Here is a 20,531-nt window from a genome sequence, read left to right as displayed (position 1 = left end):
GACTATATGCTTACTAAGACGCTTATGTCTTGATAAAGGGCAAAAATGACGTTTTAAGGTTTCCTTCTCAGGCTTGGCTTGATAGGTTGAGCGGCACGATTTACTGCCCGACGTTGGCGGAACGAATGAAGTGCATAGTCAGTGATTAATTAAGAAATCAGGGTATTAAGTTGCATTCATTTGAGCGGATTCGGGGCCTTTATATCTCCAAAGGTGAAAATTCACGTAACCATAACGGACAAGGCACAGGGATGCGATTTACCACCAAACTGTCAGCGCTGATCACCCTGCTTGTTGCTCTGGCGATGTTTTTGATGCTGATGGGGTGCTCATACAGTTTCTTCTACGTGACTCAGGATCGTCTGGAGCGCCGCTTCGATTCGCTGGTGACGTCGCTCGATCAGTCAATGCTGCATGGTTCTCCCGATGAACAGCAACAATGGTTGCCGCTGGTGATGCGCCCGCTTGGTATCGTGGCCGTCAGCGTCGATAGCGACCGTACCAATCTCTTCACTTATAAACTGCCGGCTTTGAAGTTGCCCTGGGATTCGCTGAACGGCTACCGGCAGGTTTCCCGGCCGCTGCTGCAACACCCAGGCAGTTCGCTCCACATTACCTATATCGATCCGTTCGTCAGCGATGTGCGCTCGCTGCAATCCACCGGGGCTGTGACCTTGTCGATTGTCGCGATGGTGGTGATTTTGTTGTTCAGCCTGCGCTGGCTGCGTGAGCAGGCCGAGGGAGAGGATCTGCTGGAGCGCCGTGCGCGCCGCATCCTTAACGGTGAACGAGAAAACGTGATGCAGGGCGATGTGCGCGAATGGCCGGCCAACGTCAGCGGTGCGCTTGATCGCCTGCTGGCGGATTTGGCGGAAGCGCGTGAAGAACGCAGCCGGGTCGATACGCTGATCCGCGCCTTTGCCGCACAGGACGCAAAAACCGGGCTGAACAACCGATTGTTTTTTGATAACCAACTGGCCACTCAATTGGAGGAGCAAGGCTCGCACGGCATTGTCATGATGGTGCGGTTACCCGATTTCGATACGCTGCGGGAAACCCACGGCAACACGGCGGTGCAGGAACTGATGTACTCGCTGGTCAATTTGCTGTCGACCTTCGTGATGCGCTATCCGGCGGCGCTGTTGGCGCGCTATTTCCACAGTGATTTCACCGTGCTGTTGCCGCACCGCACGTTGAAAGAGGCGGACGGCATCGCCGCGCAGTTGGTGAATGCCATTGACTCATTGCCTTCAACGGCGCTTATCGATCGCGAAGCGTTCTTGCATATCGGCATAGTGGCGTATCGCAGTGGGCAAACCCCGGAACAGGTGATTGATTACGCGGAGCAGGCAACGCGTCACGCCACGTTACAGGGGGAAAACGGCTGGTACGTTTACGACAGCCAGGTGCCCGAAAAAGGGCGCGGCAGCGTTAAATGGCGCACCCTGTTGGAACAGGTATTGGTACGGGGCGGCCCACGCCTGTATCAGAAACCGGCGGTAACGGTGGAAGGGGACGTTCATCACCGCGAGATCATGAGCCGGATTTATGATGGAACCCAAGAGTTGCTACCCTCGGAATATATGCCGCTGGTGCAGCAGTTGGGGCTGGCCGAAAGTTACGATCGTCAGCATATCAGCCGCATTCTTCCCTTGCTGGCGTTGTGGCCGGAAGAAACGCTGGCATTTACGCTGTGCGTCGATTCATTATTGCAGCGCAGTTTCCAGCGCTGGCTGCGCGATACCCTGCTACAGTGTGAAAAAAACCACCGTCGACGAATTCTGATTGAACTTGCAGAGGCAGACGTGTGTCAACATATCGACCGTTTGCGACCGGTGCTGAGATTGCTTTCAGGATTGGGGTGTCGTCTTGCCGTTTCTCAGGCGGGGTTAACCGTGGTCAGTGCCTCTTATATCAAGTCCTTGCCGGTGGAGATCGTCAAACTCCACCCGGGTTTAGTACGGGGGATTGATAAGCGTGATGAAAATCAGCTGTTCGTTCAGAGCCTGACCGGCGCCTGCGAAGGCACCCGTGCCAAGGTGTTTGCCGCCAGCGTGCGGACGAGCAACGAATGGCAGACGTTGAAAGAACGCGGGATCCTTGGCGGGCAAGGTGACTTTTTTGCGCCGCCGGAGCCGATAGACGTGGGGCGTAAAAAATATTCGCGTCGTTATCGCGTTTAACCTGAATGCCGGGCAAAAATTGACGTAGAATGAGCGCCAATTCATCCGGGCTATCTTATCTGTCATTTTGGGATTATCCCCAAACTGCCTGCGACAAGAACGCCTATTTGATATAGGCTCTTGTCAGTCCTTTTCTGTTGTACGTTGGTAGGTGCTTACCACCCGCGTCAATCAGGGAATATGTTAGATTTTATGAGCTGTGTTACGCCGTTTCGTACGCTGACAGGGTGGTAAACTGAGCCTTTGTTCAGGGAATTCAGGCCTCATCCAATTTCCGTGCATTCGAGCAGAAACAATACAGACTATTTTTCACCGAAGTAGAACGTTTTTGCGCCTTGTCGCTGCTTCGTGTGGTTGGTAAAGTAGGCGGATTTTATTTTCCGCCCCCAGCTTGCAGGATTATCCTTTAGTTATGTTTAAGAAATTTCGTGGCATGTTTTCCAATGACTTGTCCATCGACTTGGGTACCGCCAATACCCTGATTTATGTTAAAGGGCAAGGCATTGTACTGAACGAACCGTCGGTGGTTGCCATTCGCCAGGATCGTGCCGGTTCACCCAAGAGCGTTGCGGCCGTGGGTCATGCGGCAAAACAGATGCTGGGCCGTACGCCCGGCAATATCGCGGCTATTCGCCCGATGAAAGACGGCGTAATCGCCGACTTCTTCGTGACCGAAAAAATGCTGCAGCACTTTATCAAACAGGTTCACAGCAACAGCTTCATGCGGCCAAGCCCGCGTGTGTTGGTGTGTGTACCGGTTGGCGCAACTCAGGTTGAACGCCGCGCCATTCGCGAATCCGCCCAAGGGGCCGGTGCGCGTGAGGTGTTTCTGATTGAAGAACCGATGGCTGCCGCGATCGGTGCCGGCTTGCCGGTGTCTGAAGCGACCGGTTCCATGGTGGTTGATATCGGTGGCGGTACCACTGAAGTCGCGGTGATCTCACTGAACGGTGTGGTGTACTCCTCTTCCGTACGTATCGGCGGCGATCGCTTCGACGAAGCCATCATTAATTATGTGCGCCGTAACTATGGCTCGCTGATTGGTGAAGCGACCGCCGAGCGTATCAAGCACGGCATCGGCTCAGCTTATCCGGGCGATGAAGTGCATGAAATTGAAGTTCGCGGCCGTAACCTGGCTGAGGGCGTGCCACGCGGCTTTACCCTGAACTCCAATGAAATCCTCGAAGCGCTGCAGGAGCCGTTGACCGGCATCGTCAGTGCGGTGATGGTGGCGCTGGAACAGTGTCCGCCGGAGCTGGCCTCCGACATTTCCGAACGCGGTATGGTGTTGACCGGCGGTGGCGCACTGCTGCGCAACCTGGATCGCCTGCTGATGGAAGAAACCGGCATCCCGGTTGTCGTGGCAGAAGATCCGCTGACCTGCGTAGCCCGCGGCGGCGGCAAGGCGTTGGAAATGATCGACATGCATGGCGGCGATTTGTTCAGCGAAGAATAGTCAGCCCCAGGAAAGAGGAACCGTATCGGATGACAGCGCAAAGCGGAAATCAGGTACGGTTCCTTTTTCTGTTGTCGAGGAACTCGCATAATTTATGAAGCCGATTTTTAGCAGGGGGCCTTCCCTGCAACTCCGACTTTTTTTGGCGGTGATTGCGGCCATTGGCCTGATCGTTGCCGATAGCCGTCTCGGTACGTTCGTGAAAATTCGCAACTACATGGACACGGCCGTCAGCCCTTTCTATTTTTTGGCCAATGGGCCACGTAAAGTTTTGGACGGCGTTTCAGAAACGCTGGCTACCCGCCAACAGCTGGAGCTGGAAAACCGAGCTCTGCGGCAGGAACTGCTGCTGAAAAACAGCGACACTCTTCTTCTTGGCCAATTCAAGCAGGAAAACGCCCGCTTGCGTGAGCTGCTAGGCTCGCCGCTGCGCCAGGATGAACACAAAATGGTCACCCAGGTGATCTCTACCGGTTCCGATCCTTATAGCGATCAGGTCGTGATCGACAAAGGTTCGGACAACGGCGTCTATGAAGGCCAGCCGGTGATCAGCGATAAAGGCGTAGTCGGCCAGGTGGTGGCGGTGGCGAAGTTCACCAGCCGCGTGCTGCTGATTTGCGACGCCTCGCACGCACTGCCGATTCAGGTGCTGCGCAACGATATCCGGGTGATTGCCGCAGGCAGCGGTTGCGCCGACGATTTGCAGCTCGAGCACCTGCCCAACAATACCGACATCCGCGTGGGGGACGTGCTGGTCACTTCCGGCCTGGGCGGCCGCTTCCCGGAAGGTTATCCGGTAGCGGTGGTCTCCTCGGTTAAAGTGGATAACCAGCGTGCTTATACCGTGATCCAGGCGCGGCCAACCGCAGGCCTGCAACGCTTGCGCTACCTGCTGCTGCTGTGGGGTGCCGATCGCAATGGCGATATGCCGCTGCCACCGGACGAAGTTCACCGCGTCGCCAATGAACGCCTGATGCAGATGATGCCGCAGGTGCTGCCGCCGGCCGATGCCATGGGCCCGCAACCCTCCCTGCCTGCCGCTGCAACCGGTGCCGCTGGGACGCAGACCGCCGCACCGGCTGCGGGAGCCACGCAATGAACCGCTACCGCAGCAACGGGCGCTGGGTAATCTGGCTGTCATTTTTGGTGGCGCTGGTGCTGCAAATCATGCCGTGGCCGGAGCAAATCTATATGTTCCGGCCGTCCTGGCTGGCTTTGATCCTGATTTACTGGGTGATGGCGCTGCCACACCGGGTGAATGTCGGCACCGGCTTTGTGCTGGGGCTGGTCATGGATCTGATCCTCGGCTCCACGCTGGGCGTACGTGCGCTGGCGTTGGGCATCATCGCCTATCTGGTGGCGTTCAAATTCCAGCTGTTCCGCAATATGGCGTTATGGCAACAGGCGCTGATCGTCGTACTGTTATCCTTGGCGATGGACGTTGTGGTGTTCTGGGCTGAGTTTTTAGTGATCAACGTCTCTTTCCGCCCAGAGGTGTTCTGGAGTAGTGTGGTTAACGGCATTCTGTGGCCGTGGTTGTTCCTGCTGATGCGCAAAATCCGCCGTCAGTTCGCCGTACAATGAGGATATCAATGACTTCGCTTTATCTGGCCTCCGGCTCTCCGCGTCGACGTGAATTACTGACCCTGCTGGGCGTTCCGTTTGAAATTATCCTGACGGATACCGAAGAGCAGCGTCGGGAAGGGGAAGCCGCGGAAACTTACGTGCGCCGTCTGGCGCAGGACAAGGCCAAAGCGGGCGTGGCGCTGGCGCAGCAGAACTGGCCGGTGCTGGGCGCGGATACCATTGTGGTGCTCAACGGCCGGGTGTTGGAAAAACCGCGCGACGAAGCGCATGCGGCAGAAATGCTGGCGGTGCTCTCGGGCAAGCAGCATCAGGTGATGACCGCAGTGGCGATCGCCGATAGCCAGGACGTTTTGTGCCAACTGGTGGTCACGGACGTGACGTTCCGCAACCTGTCACAACAGGATATCTGCGATTATATTGCTACGGGCGAGCCGATGGATAAAGCGGGCGCCTACGGAATTCAAGGAAAGGGTGGTTGTTTCGTCAGAACGATAACCGGGAGTTATCACGCGGTGATGGGCCTGCCGCTGGTCGAAACACATGAGCTGCTCAGTCATTTTGTCGCATTACGTGATGTAAGAACCGGTTGATGGGCGCTGCCATATCGACCGGCTCTGAGGAGAAGGCATGACAGCTGAGCTACTGGTTAATATCACACCGTCTGAAACGCGGGTTGCCTATATTGATGGCGGCATCCTGCAAGAGATCCACATCGAGCGCGAATCCAAACGCGGTATCGTCGGCAATATTTATAAAGGGCGCGTAAGCCGCGTCTTGCCGGGTATGCAGGCGGCATTCGTCGATATCGGCCTGGACAAGGCCGCTTTCCTGCACGCCTCCGATATCATGCCGCACACCGAATGTGTCGCCGGTGATGAGCAGAAGAATTTCCACGTGCGCGATATCGCCGAACTGGTGCGCCAGGGGCAGGATCTGATGGTGCAGGTGGTGAAAGATCCCCTTGGTACCAAAGGCGCGCGCCTGACCACCGACATAACCCTGCCTTCGCGTTATCTGGTGTTCATGCCGGGTGCGGCGCACGTTGGCGTCTCGCAGCGCATTGAAAGCGAGGCCGAACGCGAGCGGTTGAAAAAGGCCGTATCCGCCTACTGCGACGAGCTGGGGGGGTTTATCATCCGCACGGCGGCAGAAGGCATCGGCGAAGAAGAATTGTCGCAGGACGCCGCATTCCTCAAGCGCCTGTGGACCAAGGTCATGGAGCGCAAAAAACGCAATCAGACCAAATACAAACTGTACGGCGAGCTGGCGTTGGCGCACCGTATTCTGCGCGATTTCGCCGGTGCGGCGTTGGACCGGATCCGCATTGATTCGCGCCAGACCCATGATCAATTGGTGGAATTTACCGGCGAATACATTCCGGACATCACCGACAAGCTGGAGTTGTACGTCGGCAAGCAGCCGATCTTCGACCTGTACGATGTCGAAAACGAAGTCCAGCGGGCGCTGGAGCGCAAGGTGGAGCTGAAGTCCGGCGGTTACCTGATCATCGACCAGACCGAGGCGATGACCACCGTGGATATCAACACCGGCGCCTTTGTCGGCCACCGCAACCTCGACGAAACCATCTTCAATACCAATATCGAAGCGACGCAGGCCATTGCCCGCCAGCTGCGGCTGCGCAACCTCGGCGGCATCATCATCATTGACTTCATCGACATGAACAATGACGAACATCGCCGCCGGGTGCTGCACTCGTTGGAGCAGGCGCTGAGTAAAGATCGGGTAAAAACCACGATCAACGGCTTCTCTCAGCTAGGCTTAGTGGAAATGACGCGAAAACGCACGCGAGAAAGCATTGAACATGTGCTGTGTCATGACTGTCCTACCTGTAATGGGCGCGGCACCGTGAAAACGGTGGAAACCGTCTGCTACGAAATTTTGCGTGAAATTGTTCGCGTACACCATGCTTACGATTCCGATCGTTTCCTGGTATATGCCTCTGCGGCGGTTGGCGAAGCGCTGAAAAGCGAAGAGTCACATGCGCTGGCGGAAGTGGAAATCTTTGTTGGCAAACAGGTTAAGGTGCAAATCGAACCCTTGTACAGCCAGGAACAGTTTGACGTTGTCATGATGTGATCGTTGGCCCTCGCCCCATACCTCTCCCTGAGGTAGGGTGAGGACGAACAGTCGAGATATTGCCGTTGCCAGGCAGCGGAAGCAAGGAGAACTGTGTGAGGCGACTGCCTGGGATTTTGTTAGCAACAGGCGCCACTCTGGTTGTTGTTGTGGCGTTACTGGTCAGCGGGCTGCGTCTGGCGCTGCCTGAACTGAACAAGTACCGCCCTCAGGTGCTGGAAAAAGTGGCAAGCCTCTCCGGCGTGCCTTTCCAGGTCGATTTCATGCAGGGGAGCTGGGAAACCTTCGGCCCACAGCTTGAAATGCGTAACGTACGCGCCACGCTGCCCAAGAGCAATTTGCACATCGAACGCGTGACGCTGGCGCTGGATGTGTGGCAGTCACTGCTGCACTGGCGCTGGCAGTTCCGCGATCTCACCTTTTATCAATTCCAGCTCGACATGAATACCACGCTGGGCGGTGATGACCGTAAGGGCAACACCATCGAGCCGGGTAAAATCAGCGATCTGATGCTGCATCAGCTCGATCATTTTGATCTGCGCGACAGCCGTATCTCTTTTCTCATGCCTTCCGGCGCGCGCGCCGAATTCGAAATCCCGCAGCTCACCTGGCTCAATGGCCGCGATCGCCACCGCGCTGAAGGGCAGCTTAGCCTGTCGACGCTGAATGGCCAGCACGGCGTGGTGCAGCTGCGCATGGATCTGCGTGATAACCAGGGGTTATTAAACACCGGTACGGTCTATATGCAGGCCGATAACATTGACATGAAGCCGTGGTTTACCCGCTGGTTGCGCGCCAATACCGGCCTGGAGAGCGCGGATTTCAGCCTGGCGGCCTGGCTGCAGATCAAAAACGGCGAGATAGCCGGCGGCAATGTGCTGCTGAAACAAGGCGCGGCCAACTGGCGCGTGGGAACCGAACAGCACCGGCTGGATGTGGACAATCAGGCGCTGGCGCTCAGTCGCCAAGGCAACGGCTGGCAAGTTGACGTGCCGCAGCTCAGTTTGCAAACCGACGGCAAGACCTGGCCGCAGGGCCGGCTTTCAGCGCTGTGGCTGCCGGAAAATACCGAATTTATGGGGCCGGGGCAGAACGAAGAATTACGCGTCCGCGCTACCGATATTCAGCTTGAGCGACTGTCGGCGCTGTTGCCCACGTTCTCATTCCTCAGCCCGGACGTACTGGAGCGCTGGAACGACTTGCAGCCGAAGGGCAAACTCGATGCGCTGGCGCTGGACATTCCGCTGAAACAGCCGGAAAAAACCCGTTTCCAGGCCCGCTGGCAGAATGTCAGCTGGCAGCACTGGAAACTGCTGCCGGGGGTTAATCGCTTCTCCGGCGCGCTGAGCGGCGGCGTGGAGAATGGCCGCCTGCAGCTTGATCTCGACAACAGCACCTTACCTTACGGCGACATGTTCCGCGCCCCGTTGGAAATCAGCAGCGCGCGCGGTGCGCTGACCTGGCTTAACAACGATCAGGGCTGGGAGTTGGCCAGCAAGAACCTGGATGTGAAGGCCAAATCGCTGTGGGTTAACGGCGATTTCCGCTATCAGCAGCCGGCGAAAGGCGATCCCTGGCTGAGCATTTTGGCCGGTATTCGTTTGTATGACGGCGCAGACGCCTGGCGTTACTTCCCCGAACCGCTGATGGGCAAGCACCTGGTGGATTATCTTGGCGGTGCGATTCAGGGTGGGCAGGTGGATAACGCCACGCTGATTTACGCCGGCGACCCGCAACATTTCCCTTATCGCAAGAACGAAGGGCAGTTTGAAGTGTTTGTGCCGCTGCGTCATTCTACCTTCCAGTTCCAGCCGGGCTGGCCGGCGCTGACCGATCTGGCGATTGATCTCGACTTTGCCAACGAGGGGTTGTGGATGAATGCCCCGCAAACCAAATTGGGCAAGGTGGACGGCAAGAATATTACGGCGGTGATTCCGGACTATCTGAAAGAACGCTTGCTGATTGACGCCGACGTGGCGGGCGAAGGCGCAGAGATCCATAACTATTTTAACCAGACCCCGCTGCATGATTCGCTCGGTTCCGCCCTGGATGAGCTGCAGATTGGCGGTAATGTCAGTGGGCGCTTACATCTCGATATCCCCTTGAACGGCGAGCAGGTGCGTGCTCAGGGTGAGGTTGCGCTGAACAACAATTCGCTGCTGGTTAAGCCGATTGAAAGCGAACTGAAAAAGGTCAGCGGCAAATTCCGCTTTGATAACGGCAATCTGACAAGCGACACGCTGTCGGCTAACTGGTTCGGGCAGCCGGTGGCGGTGAATTTCACCACCCAAGAGGGCAAAAGTGACTATAAGGTCAATGTTGGCCTGAAAGCTGACTGGTTGCCCGCCAAATTCCCCGGCATACCGCAGGAAGCGAGTGACGCGCTGAGCGGCAGCGCGCCGTGGCAGAGCCAGGTTGCGATCGTCCTGCCACATCAGGGCGCGGCCAGCTATGACATCGGCCTCGATGCCGACCTCAAAAAAGTAAGCAGTCACTTACCTCCGCCGCTGGATAAACCGGCGGGTGAGCCCCTGCCATTGAGCGTTAAGGTGAAGGGTGGCCTGAATGGGTTCATGTTGACCGGCAGCGCAGGCAAGCAGAACCGGTTCAACAGCGAATGGATCTTTGCCAAAAAGCAGGTGACGCTGGCGCGTGCCGCATGGCAAACCGACGCCGGCGCTACGCCGCCATTGCCGGGTAGCCCCTCGTTGACGCTGAATCTGCCGCCGCTGGACGGCGAGAAATGGCTGGCGCTGTTGGCGCCGGCGCTAAAACAAGGCGGTGGCTCAGGCCAGGTGGGCGGGTTTAATTTCCCGACCACAGTGGCGCTGAAAACGCCGCAATTGATGCTGGGCGGCCAGGCATGGCACAAGCTGCAACTGACGGCGGAGAAACAGCTGGGTGGCACGCTGGTCAGCGCCAAGGGCGATGAAGTTGACGGCAATCTGCGGATCGCGGATCGCGGGCCATGGCGTGCGGACATCAACTACCTCTATTACAACCCGCAGTTCAGCGCGGACAAGAGCACCCCTGCGGCGACCAACCCGTTGACCGTGGCGGATAAAGTCTCCTTCAGTGACTGGCCTTCGCTGATGCTGCGCTGCAAGTCGTGCTGGGTGATGGGGCAGAACCTCGGTAAGGTCGAAGCCGATCTGGCCAATCAGGGGGATACTCTGACGTTGGAGCATGGGCTGATCGACACCGGCAAAGGGCGCATGACCGCCAGCGGCCTGTGGAAGCAAAACGCGCAGGAAGAGCGCAGCTCGCTGAAAGGCAAGTTGCTGGGCGGCAAGATCGACGAAACCGCCGCCTTCTTTGGTATCACCACCCCGCTGAAGGGCGCGCCTTACGATGTCGATTTCGACCTCTACTGGCGTGGCCAACCGTGGAAACCGCAGGTAGACACCCTCAGCGGCGCGTTGACGATTAAAATGGGCAAGGGCGAGATCGACAGCATCGGCGGCGGCCGTGCCGGCCAGTTGCTGCGTTTGGTGAGTTTCGACGCCCTGTTACGCAAGCTGCAGTTTGATTTCAGCGATACCTTCGGGAAAGGCTTCTACTTTGATTCCATCCGCAGCACCGCGTGGATGAAAGATGGCATAATGCATACCGACAATCTGTTGGTTGACGGGCTGGCGGCGGATATCGCCATGAACGGCCAGATCGATCTGGCGCGTCGGCAGATTGATATGGAAGCGGTGGTGGCGCCGGAGATCTCAGCCACGGTCGGCGTGGCGACGGCGTTCGTGATCAACCCGATCGTCGGCGCGGCGGTGTTTGCCGCCTCCAAAGTATTGGCGCCGCTGTGGAACAAGATCTCGCTGATTCGCTATCACATCAGCGGCAGCCTGGATCAGCCGAAAATTAACGAGGTGTTGCGCAAGCCAAAGGAGAATAAGGCGTCATGAGAAATGCTAACGTTGCATTGTTACAGTTGTGCAGTGGCGATCGGGTGCGTGATAACCTGGCCCAGATCGAACAGCAGATTAAGCAGCTCAATGCCGGGGTAAAGCTGGTCATGACACCGGAGAACGCGCTGCTGTTCGCCAACTCTGCCGCTTATCGCCAGCATGCGGAACCGCAGGGTGATGGCCCGCTGCAGCAGGCGGTACGCGAGTTGGCGCGGCGCTATGGCGTATGGTTGCTGGTCGGCTCTATGCCGTTGATCAGCCGCGAAAATCCTGCGTTGATCACCACCAGCAGCCTGCTGTTTGACGACCAGGGTGAAATCCGGGCGCGCTACGACAAGCTGCATATGTTCGACGTGGACATTAACGATTCCCACGGCCATTATCGGGAATCGGACACGTACCAGCATGGTCAGCAGTTGACCGTGGTGGATACGCCGGTCGGCCGGCTTGGCATGACGATATGTTACGACCTGCGCTTCCCGGCCCTGTATCAGGCGCTGCGCGCTCAGGGTGCAGAGCTGATTTCCGTGCCTGCCGCCTTTACCCGCGTAACCGGCGAGGCGCATTGGGAAATCCTGCTGCGCGCCAGGGCAATTGAAAACCAGTGTGTGATACTGGCGCCTGCGCAGGTTGGCAGCCACGGCCCGACCCGCCGCACCTGGGGCCATTCGCTGGCGGTGGATGGTTGGGGCAAGGTGCTGGCCGAAAACCCGGATGCGGTTTCGGCGTTGAAAGTGCGGGTCGATACGGCCGGCCTCAACACCCTTCGCGCGCAAATGCCGGTATTGCAACACAACCGATTCCAGACGTCGCTGACGGCGCCGTTTGAAAAAACCTCCTCCAATAAAGAGTGAAAAAATTATGAGCCTGACGTTTGTCAGTGAGCAGTTACTTGCTGCGAATAAGTTGAGCCACCAGGACCTGTTTTCTGTCTTGGGGCAACTGGCCGAACGCCGCCTCGATTACGCCGATCTCTATTTTCAGTCCAGCTACCACGAAGCCTGGGTGATTGAAGACAGCATCATCAAGGATGGTTCTTATAATATCGACCAGGGCGTTGGGGTGCGCGCCGTCAGCGGCGAGAAAACCGGTTTCGCCTATGCCGATCAGATAACCCTGAACGCCCTGAATCAAAGCGCTCAGGCGGCACGCAGCATCGTGCGCGACAGCGGTGACGGCCGGGTGCATACGCTCGGTGAAATCAGCCACAAGGCGCTGTATCCGCTGCTCGACCCGCTGCAAAGCCTGCCGCGCGAAGAGAAAATTGCCCTGCTGCACCGCGTTGACAAGGTTGCCCGTGCGGCCGACAAGCGGGTGCAGGAAGTGAGCGCCAGCATCACCGGCGTGTATGAACAAATCCTGGTGGCCGCGACCGACGGTACCCTGGCGGCGGACGTTCGCCCGCTGGTGCGTCTTTCCGTCAGCGTGCTGGTGGAAGAAGACGGCAAGCGTGAACGCGGCTCCAGCGGTGGCGGCGGCCGTTTCGGTTATGACTATTTCCTGGAAGTCGTCGATGGCGACGTCCGCGCGGACGCCTACGCCAAAGAGGCGGTGCGCATGGCGTTGATTAACCTTTCCGCCGTAGCGGCCCCGGCCGGCAATATGCCGGTAGTGTTGGGCGCCGGCTGGCCTGGCGTGCTGTTGCATGAAGCGGTAGGCCACGGCCTGGAAGGCGATTTCAACCGTCGCGGCACTTCGGTATTCAGCGGCCAGATGGGCCAACTGGTGGCTTCCGAGCTTTGCACCGTGGTGGATGACGGCACCTTGCAGGGGCGCCGCGGTTCGCTGGCCATCGATGATGAAGGCGTGCCGGGCCAGTACAATGTGCTGATCGAAAACGGCATCCTGAAAGGCTACATGCAGGACAAGCTGAATGCACGCCTGATGGGCGTTGCGCCGACCGGCAACGGCCGCCGCGAGTCCTATGCGCATCTGCCGATGCCGCGTATGACCAACACTTACATGCTGGCGGGCAAATCCACGCCGGAAGAGATCATCGCCAGCGTGGAGTATGGCCTGTATGCGCCGAACTTTGGCGGCGGCCAGGTGGATATCACCTCCGGCAAGTTTGTGTTCTCCACCACCGAAGCCTATCTGATCGAAAAAGGCCGCATCACCAAGCCGGTGAAGGGCGCGACGCTGATCGGCTCCGGCATTGAGGCGATGCAGCAGATTTCGATGGTCGGCAATGATTTGGCGTTGGATAAAGGCGTGGGCGTTTGCGGCAAAGAAGGGCAAAGCCTGCCGGTGGGCGTCGGCCAGCCGACCCTGAAACTGGATATGCTGACCGTTGGCGGTACCGCGTAGTTCTTTTCTGGGGCCGGTTCACGGCCCCAATAAATCCGTTTTTTGCGGCGCTTATCGCATTAGCCATAATTAAGACGGATTCGCTGCTTTTTCCGATTAAAGAAAACCAATAAGCCATTTTTAAGTGTAAAAACTGATCTTATGGAGTTTTTGTTTAAGAGTTTTCTTTTTTGGTTAGGCTATCTAATGGTTTGCCCATCATTTATGCCTTGTTCCCCGCCGCGCGTAGCCTTTAGAATGCCGAAAAATCATACGGATGGCCTTCTGAATGGATTCAGTAACTCGGCGGCTCTCAGCCGCTTTACTCTGCATTTTCTTTTCCCCCACTGCCGGCACGGGTGATAGCCGGCGAGTTGTTCCCGGGACGCAAAGTTGGCGAGCTGAGTGAAAGCGAGAAACAGCAGGTCAGCGTGCTGAGCCAACTGGCGACAGGGCTGACGGGTGGCGTGGCGGCAGGGAATACAGCCGGTGTGGTGACCGGTTCTCAGGCCGGGAAGAATGCGGTGGAGAATAGCTTCCTGAGTGCTGCCCAGATAAATGATTTTGCGGCTAGAGCGAAAGGCTGTGAGGCTCGTGGTGACTGCAAGTAGATCGTGCAGGAAATGGAAGATCTGAGTCTGAAGCAACGTAATGAGTTAATTGTTACACGTTAACACGCGGGTGAATGCGCCGGATGAACTGAGCCTGAGCAGTGGGCGCGATACGGTGCTGTCCGGTGCGCAGGCGCTGGGTGAAAAGATTAAGGTGGATGCCGGTCGTGACCTGTCCATCAGCAGCCTGCATGATACCGACGATTATCACAACTGACAGAAGGACAGCAGCGCGGGTGCGAGTTTTACCTTCGGTTCGATGACGGGTTCGGCATCGCTGAGCATGAGCCAGACCAAAATCGACAGCGAATATGCCAGCGTGGGTGAGCAAAGCGGGCTGTTTGCCGGTGATAAAGGGTTTGATATTAACGTCGGCAAACACACCCAGCTTAACGGCGGTAGCCGTCATGCAAGCCCTGCACTCTAAACCCGCACTTCCCCAATCCTCTCCAGCGCATCCACCACCAAATCCCAGAACCTGTCTTGATCCAGCGTTACCGCGACCTGCGTGTGGCAGTCCGGCGGCGGCGGAGCGCGAAAATCGGCCACGGTCATGCCCAGCGTCAGGGTACCGGTCAGTTCGATATCCACCGGCACCTTACGCACCGTCATCACTTCAGGGTCGATCACGTAGGCGACCGCGCAAGGGTCATGTACCGGCGGTGCGCTAAATCCCTGCGCCTGTTGGTACATCTTGCCGAAGAACGCGAGCAGCTCGCCGACGAATTTCGCCGGCCCGGTACCGATGGTGGCAATGCGTTCGCACACCTCCGGCGTGGCGAGCGCCTGATGGGTCAGGTCCAGTCCGACCATGGTCAGCGGCCACTTTTCATTAAACACGATGTGCGCCGCTTCAGGGTCGATCTTGATATTGAATTCCGCCACCGCGCTCCAGTTGCCCACGTGATAGCCGCCACCCATCAACACCACTTCCTTTACCCGCTCGGCGATACGCGGTTCTTTGCGCACCGCCATGGCAATGTTGGTCAGGCCGCCGGTAGGTACCAGCGTCACGCTGCCCGGCGGATGCGCCATCAGCGTATCGATGATCAAGTCCACCGCATGGCGCGGCTCCAGCGCCAGGGTCGGCTCCGGCAGTACCGGGCCGTCAAGGCCGGATTCACCGTGAATATCGGGCGCTACCTCAATCTGCCGCACCAGCGGGCGCGGGCAGCCGGCGGCAAAGGGGACGCCGGTGATATTGGCGATACGCGCAACGGCCAGTGCGTTGCGGGTGACTTTATCCAGCGTCTGGTTGCCGACCACGGTGGTCACCGCCAGCAGTTCGATCTGCGGGTTGCCCCAGGCCAGCAGCAAGGCGATGGCGTCGTCATGCCCAGGGTCGCAATCCAGTATGATTTTTTTCATTTTTATTCCCGATGCAGAGGAGAGGTGTTCGCAGCTTAGCGCAGCGGTGCAGAGCGGAGTAATGCCAATGGTGCTTTTGTTCATCGCTTCCAGGCACGGCCAAGGCTGCGGTGTAATTAAACGTAAATCCGCGCGCCGGCGCTTTACCCTGGAGTGGAGTCCATGGTTTACATTGCTGCTTGGTGCAACACGGAAAGGGTAGATCATGACAAAGAACGGATGGGCGCTGGCAGCCGTGCTGGTGGCAATGGGGTTATGGACGTTGCTGGCCTGGGGCGTCTCCGGCGTGCTGGGCTGGTTGCCTGCACTGGTGGGCTTGGCGGAAAACGGCTCGGCGCAGTTGGCACCCCAGTTTACCGGTTTGCTCAGCCTGGTACCGCAGACGTTGCTGGAGGGCTGGTTGCCGATGCTGCAAGAACTGGGGCGCTGGCTGGCTAGCTCTTTCCCGCTGTTGCTCACCTGGGCGGGCTACGCCGTTTGGTTAATCTGGGGGCTGGGCATGCTGGCGCTGTTGCTGCTTGGCGCTCTGGCGCGCCGTTTTCTGCTCAGCGATAGCCCTGATAGACTTCCGCCACGCGCTTGAAGTACTCCGTCAGGTAGTCGATGCACACCTGTACCTTAAGCGGCAGCTTGTCTTTCTCGGTGTACAGGGCGTACACCGGGCGAGGATCCGAGTGATAGCTTTTGAACAGGATCTCGATCTCGCCGCGTTTGATCTCTTCGATCACCCACATCAGCGGTGCATAGGCGATGCCGGCCCCGGCTTTCAGCCAGCGGATCATGGTTTGCGAATCGTTGGTGACAAAGCGCCCTTGCGGCGAGATGCGCGTGGTGATGCCTTCGGGCGCGATCAGTTCGAATTCGCTGTCAGGCCGCACGCTGTATTCCAGCCAGGAAAAGTTGACCATGTCGCTGGGTTTCTGCGGCGTGCCGTGCTGGCTGAGGTAACTTTTAGCGGCGCATATCACCATCGGCATTGAACCGAGGCGTTTGGAGAACAGACTGGAATCTTGCAGCGCGCCGGTGCGGATCACCACATCCAGTCCGTCGGCAATCAGGTCCGGCGCCGGAATGCCGGTCACCAGGTTCACCGTCAGACCGGGATATTCCTTCAGCATATCGGCGGTCATGGTCGCCAGCACGTTTTGCGCCATGGTGGACGAACTGCCGATGCGCAGCGTGCCGGTCGGCGTATTGTTAAACGCGTACAGCTGTTCGTGCACCTCGCTCACTTCCTGCAGCATGCGCCGGCAGCCCTGATAGTAAATTTTCCCGGCTTCCGTCAGGCCAATGCGGCGCGTGCTGCGGTTGAGCAGCTTGACCTGCAGCTCATTCTCCAGTTTGGAGACGGTCTGGCTGATAGACGAAACGCTCATATCAAGCTGGCGCGCAGCCGCCGTAAACGACCCGCATTCAACGACTTTTGCGAACACCGACATCCGTTTTAGTCTTTCCATTATTCACTCTGGCTTAAAAGTGATTTAGATCACAGATTGTTGATAGGTTGATAGTAAGCACGCTAATATAAACCGGTCGGGTGGAAAGACCTTACCAACGCGTGAGTGCGGTCGGCAGAGCAGCTTTGGCCGATCCCTCCGATATCCTCGCAATCCCTATCGCGGATGTATGCCCCTGAGTTTATCCTTTTTTCAGGTTCCTGACCTGTCTGGGCCGAAATTTGTGGTGCGCGTCAGCTAACATGTAAAGAGAATGTGAATGAGAAGAAAGGGTAACGCCCGGTGCAGTGAACAATAAGGAAAAATGGATGAGTTTGCTTCCGGTTATGGTCATCTTCGGACTGTCGTTTCCCCCGGTATTTTTTGAGTTGCTGGTATCGCTGGCGCTGTTTTTCTTGCTGCGCCGCCTGCTGCAACCCACCGGGATTTACGATTTTGTCTGGCATCCGGCGCTGTTTAATACCGCGCTGTATTGCTGTCTGTTCTATCTGATTTCACGTCTTTTCGTTTGAGGTCGCTGTGAAAAATTTCTCAATAAAAATAGTTCGAATCGCGATCACTTTGTTTCTGGTCCTGTTAGCGATCGTGGCCATATTCAAAGCCTGGGTGTTCTACACCGAATCCCCCTGGACGCGTGACGCCAAGTTTACCGCCGACGTAGTGGCGATAGCGCCGGACGTCACCGGCCTGCTGACCGACGTGCCGGTGGTGGATAACCAACTGGTGAAAAAAGGGCAGGTGCTATTTGTTATCGACCGGCCGCGCTATGAGCAGGCCTTGGCGGAAGCCAGCGCCGACGTTGCCTATTACCAGACGCTGGCGGCGGAGAAAAAACGTGAAGCCGGCCGCCGGGTGCGTTTGGGCGTGCAGGCGATGTCGCAAGAAGAGATCGATCAGGCCAACAACGTGCTGCAAACCGTGCAGCATCAGTTGGCGAAAGCCGTGGCGACCCGCGAGCTGGCGCAGCTGGATCTGGAACGCACCACGGTGCGTGCGCCGGCCGACGGCTGGGTCACCAACCTGAACGTCCACAGCGGCGAATACATCACCCGCGGCTCGGTCGCCGTGGCGCTGGTGAAGAAAAACACCTTCTACATTCTGGCCTATCTGGAAGAAACCAAGCTGAATGGCCTGAACAAGGGCGACCGTGTGGAAATCACCCCGCTGGGCAGCAACCGCATCATGCACGGCACCGTCGATAGCGTGGCCGCCGCCGTGAACAACAGCAGCAGCACCGTGAACAGCAAAGGGTTGGCGTCTATCGACAGCAACCTGGAGTGGGTGCGTCTGGCGCAGCGCGTACCGGTTAAAATCCTGCTGGACGACAAAGACCAGTTGCATCCGTACCCGGCCGGCACCACCGCGACCGTGGTGATCACCGGCAAGAACGATCGCAAGGCCGACAGCGGCTCGCCTTTTGTTCGCCTGATGCATCGGCTACGTGAGTTTGGCTAATGAATAGCCCAACGTTTATTCGGCTGAGATTCGCTTTCAAGCTCAGCTTCGCGATTGTGTTTGCCCTGTTTGTCGGTTTCCATCTCAATTTGGAAACCCCGCGCTGGTCGGCGATGACCGCCGCCATCGTGGCCGCCGGTCCGGCCTTTGCGGCGGGCGGCGAGCCGTTTTCCGGCGCCATTCGCCACCGCGGCTGGTTGCGCATTATCGGTACTTTTATCGGCTGTTTCGTCGGTCTGGTGATTATCGTCACCACCGCGCGTGCGCCGGTGGTGATGCTGCTGCTGTGTTGTATGTGGGCCGGGTTTTGTACCTGGATCTCTTCGCTGATCAAGGTTGAAAACTCCTACGCCTGGGGGCTTGCCGGTTATACCGCACTGATCATCATCGTCACTGTCGCTACCAGCGAAGCCCATCTGCTGGAGGCGCCGCAGTTCGCTATTGAACGCTGCAGCGAGATTGTGCTGGGGATCGTCAGCGCGGTGCTGGCGGACCTGCTGTTCTCGCCGCGTTCGATCAAACTGGATATCGACCGGGCGGTAGACAAGCTGCTGGTGGATCAGTATTTGCTGATGCAGATGTGCGTCAGTAACGCCGAGAAAGAAGACATTGACCGCGCCTGGAGCAATCTGGTCAAAAGCACGACCGCGCTGAACGGCATGCGCAGCAACCTGATGATGGAGTCATCGCGCTGGCAGAAGGTCAACCGGCGCGTGCGGGCGCTGCATACTCTGTCGCTGACGCTGATTACTCAGGCTTGCGAGACCTATCTGATTCTGCTGAATCATCCGGATGCGGTGAAGGAAAATATCCGCGAACTGCTGATGGTGCCGGCGCAAACGCCGCAGGAGATCCACAAGCGCATGAAGTTGCTGCGCCAGGTGCTGACCACCAACCGCACCGACGAGACGCTGCTGACCATCACCAGTTGGGTCGGCGCGGCCACGCGTTACCTGCTGTTGGCCAAAGGCGTGCATACCAACAGCAGCATCAGCGCAGTGGAAGAAGATGTGCTGAGCAGTGAAGTGGTGGTCAGACCGAGCTCGGCGGAAGGGCATCACGCCATGATTAACGGCCTGCGCACCTTTGTGGCGACGACGTTTGGCAGCCTGTTGTGGCTGTGGACCGGCTGGACTTCCGGCAGCGGTTTTATGGTGATCATTGCGGTGATTACGTCGCTGGCGATGCGCACCCCGGCACCGCGCATGGTGGCTATGGATTTTGTGCTGGGCATGCTGGCGGCGATCCCGGTCGGTTCGCTGTTCTTTATGGTGATCCTGCCGGCGACCCAGCAGAGCATTTTATTGTTGTGCCTCAGCCTTGGCCTGCTGGCCTTTTTCATCGGCATCGAGGTGCAAAAACGGCGGTTGGGTTCGCTCGGCCTGCTGGCGGGGACCATCAATATTTTGGTGTTGAGCAACCCGATGACCTTTAACGTCACCCAGTTTCTCGATGGCGCGCTCGGCCAGTTCCTCGGCAGTTGCGTGGGGTTGATGGTGCTGCTGTTGATCCGTGACAACTCGCGTGAACGCACCGGCCGCACGTTGCTGAACCAGTTTGTCGGCAGCGCGGTCTCGGCGCTGACCACCAAGGCGTCGCGCCGTCGGCAGAACCACCTGCCGGCGCTTTATCAGCAGCTTAATCAGCTGTTGATGATGTTCCCGAACGATATCGCCAAGTACCGGCTGGCGCTGAACCTGATCATCGCTCACCAGCGCATGCAGCGGGCGGAAATCCCGGCCAGCGAGGAGCTTTCGGCCTTCCATAAGCAGATCCGCAATACTGCCGATCACGTGGTTTCAGCCAAGAATGACGTGAAACGCGCCTATTATTACGATCGGCTGTTGAGCGAGATGAACGACTATCAGCAGAAGTTGGTGGACTATCAGGCACCGCTCAGCGTCACCGGCCCGGTAAAACGCCTGGCCGACATGCTGCACCGCTATCGCCACGCGTTGATCGACTGATGCGCTGAGGCCCCTGATGCGCTCATCCGGGGCTATACTTGCCTGATAGGGCCTTGTTTCGGAGTTGCACTGAGTGCCAGGCATACGGGAAAATGGCATGATAAGCATGAATGGGTGATGCAGATTATTAAGGCATGGGTTCCCTGAAGTGAA

18 protein-coding genes are annotated in these 20,531 nt (G+C 57.8%); 16 read left to right on the top strand and 2 right to left on the bottom strand.

From position 1 onward, the window contains the following. Positions 1–251 precede the first annotated feature (251 nt). The 12 genes from csrD (at position 252) to ACTJJ1_RS18335 (ending at position 14,558) form a co-directional block, all read left to right on the top strand. The gene (gene csrD, locus ACTJJ1_RS18390; RefSeq protein WP_004948657.1) at positions 252–2,183 is read left to right on the top strand and encodes an RNase E specificity factor CsrD; all 1,932 of its coding nucleotides are present in this window, start codon (positions 252–254) and stop codon (positions 2,181–2,183) included. 412 nt (positions 2,184–2,595) lie between these two features. Beyond that, entirely contained in the window at positions 2,596–3,639 is a 1,044-nt protein-coding gene (gene mreB, locus ACTJJ1_RS18385) for a rod shape-determining protein MreB (protein WP_004948655.1), read from the top strand. A 94-nt stretch (positions 3,640–3,733) separates the two neighbouring features. Next, positions 3,734–4,738, top strand: a complete 1,005-nt coding sequence (mreC, locus tag ACTJJ1_RS18380) for a rod shape-determining protein MreC (RefSeq protein WP_004948652.1) — start codon at positions 3,734–3,736, stop codon at positions 4,736–4,738. Continuing rightward, a complete protein-coding gene (mreD, locus tag ACTJJ1_RS18375) occupies positions 4,735–5,223 on the top strand; it encodes a rod shape-determining protein MreD (RefSeq protein ID WP_004948651.1) in 489 nt (162 codons plus the stop codon). Before mreC ends, mreD begins: the two co-directional genes overlap by 4 nt. An 8-nt stretch (positions 5,224–5,231) precedes the next feature. Next, a complete protein-coding gene (locus ACTJJ1_RS18370) occupies positions 5,232–5,816 on the top strand; it encodes a Maf family protein (protein WP_004948648.1) in 585 nt (194 codons plus the stop codon). Between the two features lie 37 nt (positions 5,817–5,853). Beyond that, positions 5,854–7,323 (top strand): ribonuclease G, encoded by a 1,470-nt coding sequence (rng, locus tag ACTJJ1_RS18365; protein ID WP_004948644.1) that lies wholly within the window; start codon positions 5,854–5,856, stop codon positions 7,321–7,323. Positions 7,324–7,418: 95 nt separating this feature from the next. Further along, positions 7,419–11,231 (top strand): AsmA2 domain-containing protein YhdP, encoded by a 3,813-nt coding sequence (yhdP, locus tag ACTJJ1_RS18360; RefSeq protein WP_440834768.1) that lies wholly within the window; start codon positions 7,419–7,421, stop codon positions 11,229–11,231. Continuing rightward, positions 11,228–12,088, top strand: a complete 861-nt coding sequence (nit1, locus tag ACTJJ1_RS18355; RefSeq protein ID WP_004948637.1) for a deaminated glutathione amidase — start codon at positions 11,228–11,230, stop codon at positions 12,086–12,088. The genes yhdP and nit1 overlap by 4 nt, the downstream gene beginning before the upstream one ends. A gap of 7 nt (positions 12,089–12,095) precedes the next feature. Then, positions 12,096–13,541, top strand: coding sequence for a metalloprotease TldD (tldD, locus tag ACTJJ1_RS18350; RefSeq protein ID WP_004948634.1), 1,446 nt, complete (start codon positions 12,096–12,098; stop codon positions 13,539–13,541). 338 nt (positions 13,542–13,879) lie between these two features. Then, positions 13,880–14,131 carry a VENN motif pre-toxin domain-containing protein gene (locus tag ACTJJ1_RS18345; protein ID WP_440834765.1) on the top strand — a complete coding sequence of 84 codons (252 nt, stop codon included), beginning with the start codon at positions 13,880–13,882 and terminating at the stop codon, positions 14,129–14,131. Positions 14,132–14,180: 49 nt separating this feature from the next. Then, positions 14,181–14,348, top strand: a complete 168-nt coding sequence (locus tag ACTJJ1_RS18340; RefSeq protein WP_440834763.1) for a hemagglutinin repeat-containing protein — start codon at positions 14,181–14,183, stop codon at positions 14,346–14,348. 66 nt (positions 14,349–14,414) lie between these two features. Next, entirely contained in the window at positions 14,415–14,558 is a 144-nt protein-coding gene (locus ACTJJ1_RS18335; RefSeq protein WP_252978571.1) for a hypothetical protein, read from the top strand. Here ACTJJ1_RS18335 and uriH read toward each other — a convergent pair. Then, a complete protein-coding gene (gene uriH, locus ACTJJ1_RS18330; RefSeq protein ID WP_440834761.1) occupies positions 14,555–15,499 on the bottom strand; it encodes a uridine-preferring nucleoside hydrolase UriH in 945 nt (314 codons plus the stop codon). The genes ACTJJ1_RS18335 and uriH overlap by 4 nt on opposite strands. A gap of 205 nt (positions 15,500–15,704) precedes the next feature. Between uriH and ACTJJ1_RS18325 the strand changes: the two genes are divergently transcribed. Next, on the top strand, positions 15,705–16,082 hold the full coding sequence (locus ACTJJ1_RS18325; RefSeq protein ID WP_004948622.1) for a hypothetical protein: 378 nt from the start codon (positions 15,705–15,707) through the stop codon (positions 16,080–16,082). On the opposite strand, the gene aaeR is transcribed toward ACTJJ1_RS18325, so the two are convergent. Then, entirely contained in the window at positions 16,045–16,956 is a 912-nt protein-coding gene (aaeR, locus tag ACTJJ1_RS18320) for an HTH-type transcriptional activator AaeR (protein ID WP_004948619.1), read from the bottom strand. The genes ACTJJ1_RS18325 and aaeR overlap by 38 nt on opposite strands. 308 nt (positions 16,957–17,264) lie before the next feature. Between aaeR and aaeX the strand changes: the two genes are divergently transcribed. Genes aaeX through aaeB form a run of 3 tightly spaced genes read left to right on the top strand, consistent with a single transcriptional unit; the run spans position 17,265 to position 20,378 of the window. Continuing rightward, on the top strand, positions 17,265–17,468 hold the full coding sequence (gene aaeX / locus ACTJJ1_RS18315) for a p-hydroxybenzoic acid efflux pump operon protein AaeX (protein ID WP_004948617.1): 204 nt from the start codon (positions 17,265–17,267) through the stop codon (positions 17,466–17,468). Between the two features lie 7 nt (positions 17,469–17,475). Continuing rightward, on the top strand, positions 17,476–18,411 hold the full coding sequence (gene aaeA, locus ACTJJ1_RS18310; RefSeq protein ID WP_004948614.1) for a p-hydroxybenzoic acid efflux pump subunit AaeA: 936 nt from the start codon (positions 17,476–17,478) through the stop codon (positions 18,409–18,411). Next, a complete protein-coding gene (gene aaeB / locus ACTJJ1_RS18305) occupies positions 18,411–20,378 on the top strand; it encodes a p-hydroxybenzoic acid efflux pump subunit AaeB (protein ID WP_004948612.1) in 1,968 nt (655 codons plus the stop codon). Before aaeA ends, aaeB begins: the two co-directional genes overlap by 1 nt. The last annotated feature ends 153 nt before the right edge of the window (positions 20,379–20,531 follow it).

Source organism: Serratia sp. 22264 (assembly GCF_052045345.1).
Classification (GTDB): Bacteria; Pseudomonadota; Gammaproteobacteria; order Enterobacterales; family Enterobacteriaceae; genus Serratia; species Serratia plymuthica.
This window is presented reverse-complemented; position numbering and strand designations above follow the sequence as displayed.

Coding starts and splice junctions, on each gene's coding strand:
- aaeB (WP_004948612.1), top strand. CDS start 18,411: ATGAATAGCCCAACGTTTATTCGGCTGAGATTCGCTTTCAAGCTCAGC.
- mreB (WP_004948655.1), top strand. CDS start 2,596: ATGTTTAAGAAATTTCGTGGCATGTTTTCCAATGACTTGTCCATCGAC.
- aaeR (WP_004948619.1), bottom strand. CDS start 16,956: ATGGAAAGACTAAAACGGATGTCGGTGTTCGCAAAAGTCGTTGAATGC.
- ACTJJ1_RS18370 (WP_004948648.1), top strand. CDS start 5,232: ATGACTTCGCTTTATCTGGCCTCCGGCTCTCCGCGTCGACGTGAATTA.
- rng (WP_004948644.1), top strand. CDS start 5,854: ATGACAGCTGAGCTACTGGTTAATATCACACCGTCTGAAACGCGGGTT.
- ACTJJ1_RS18325 (WP_004948622.1), top strand. CDS start 15,705: ATGACAAAGAACGGATGGGCGCTGGCAGCCGTGCTGGTGGCAATGGGG.
- tldD (WP_004948634.1), top strand. CDS start 12,096: ATGAGCCTGACGTTTGTCAGTGAGCAGTTACTTGCTGCGAATAAGTTG.
- ACTJJ1_RS18335 (WP_252978571.1), top strand. CDS start 14,415: ATGAGCCAGACCAAAATCGACAGCGAATATGCCAGCGTGGGTGAGCAA.
- uriH (WP_440834761.1), bottom strand. CDS start 15,499: ATGAAAAAAATCATACTGGATTGCGACCCTGGGCATGACGACGCCATC.
- aaeX (WP_004948617.1), top strand. CDS start 17,265: ATGAGTTTGCTTCCGGTTATGGTCATCTTCGGACTGTCGTTTCCCCCG.
- mreD (WP_004948651.1), top strand. CDS start 4,735: ATGAACCGCTACCGCAGCAACGGGCGCTGGGTAATCTGGCTGTCATTT.
- csrD (WP_004948657.1), top strand. CDS start 252: ATGCGATTTACCACCAAACTGTCAGCGCTGATCACCCTGCTTGTTGCT.
- mreC (WP_004948652.1), top strand. CDS start 3,734: ATGAAGCCGATTTTTAGCAGGGGGCCTTCCCTGCAACTCCGACTTTTT.
- nit1 (WP_004948637.1), top strand. CDS start 11,228: ATGAGAAATGCTAACGTTGCATTGTTACAGTTGTGCAGTGGCGATCGG.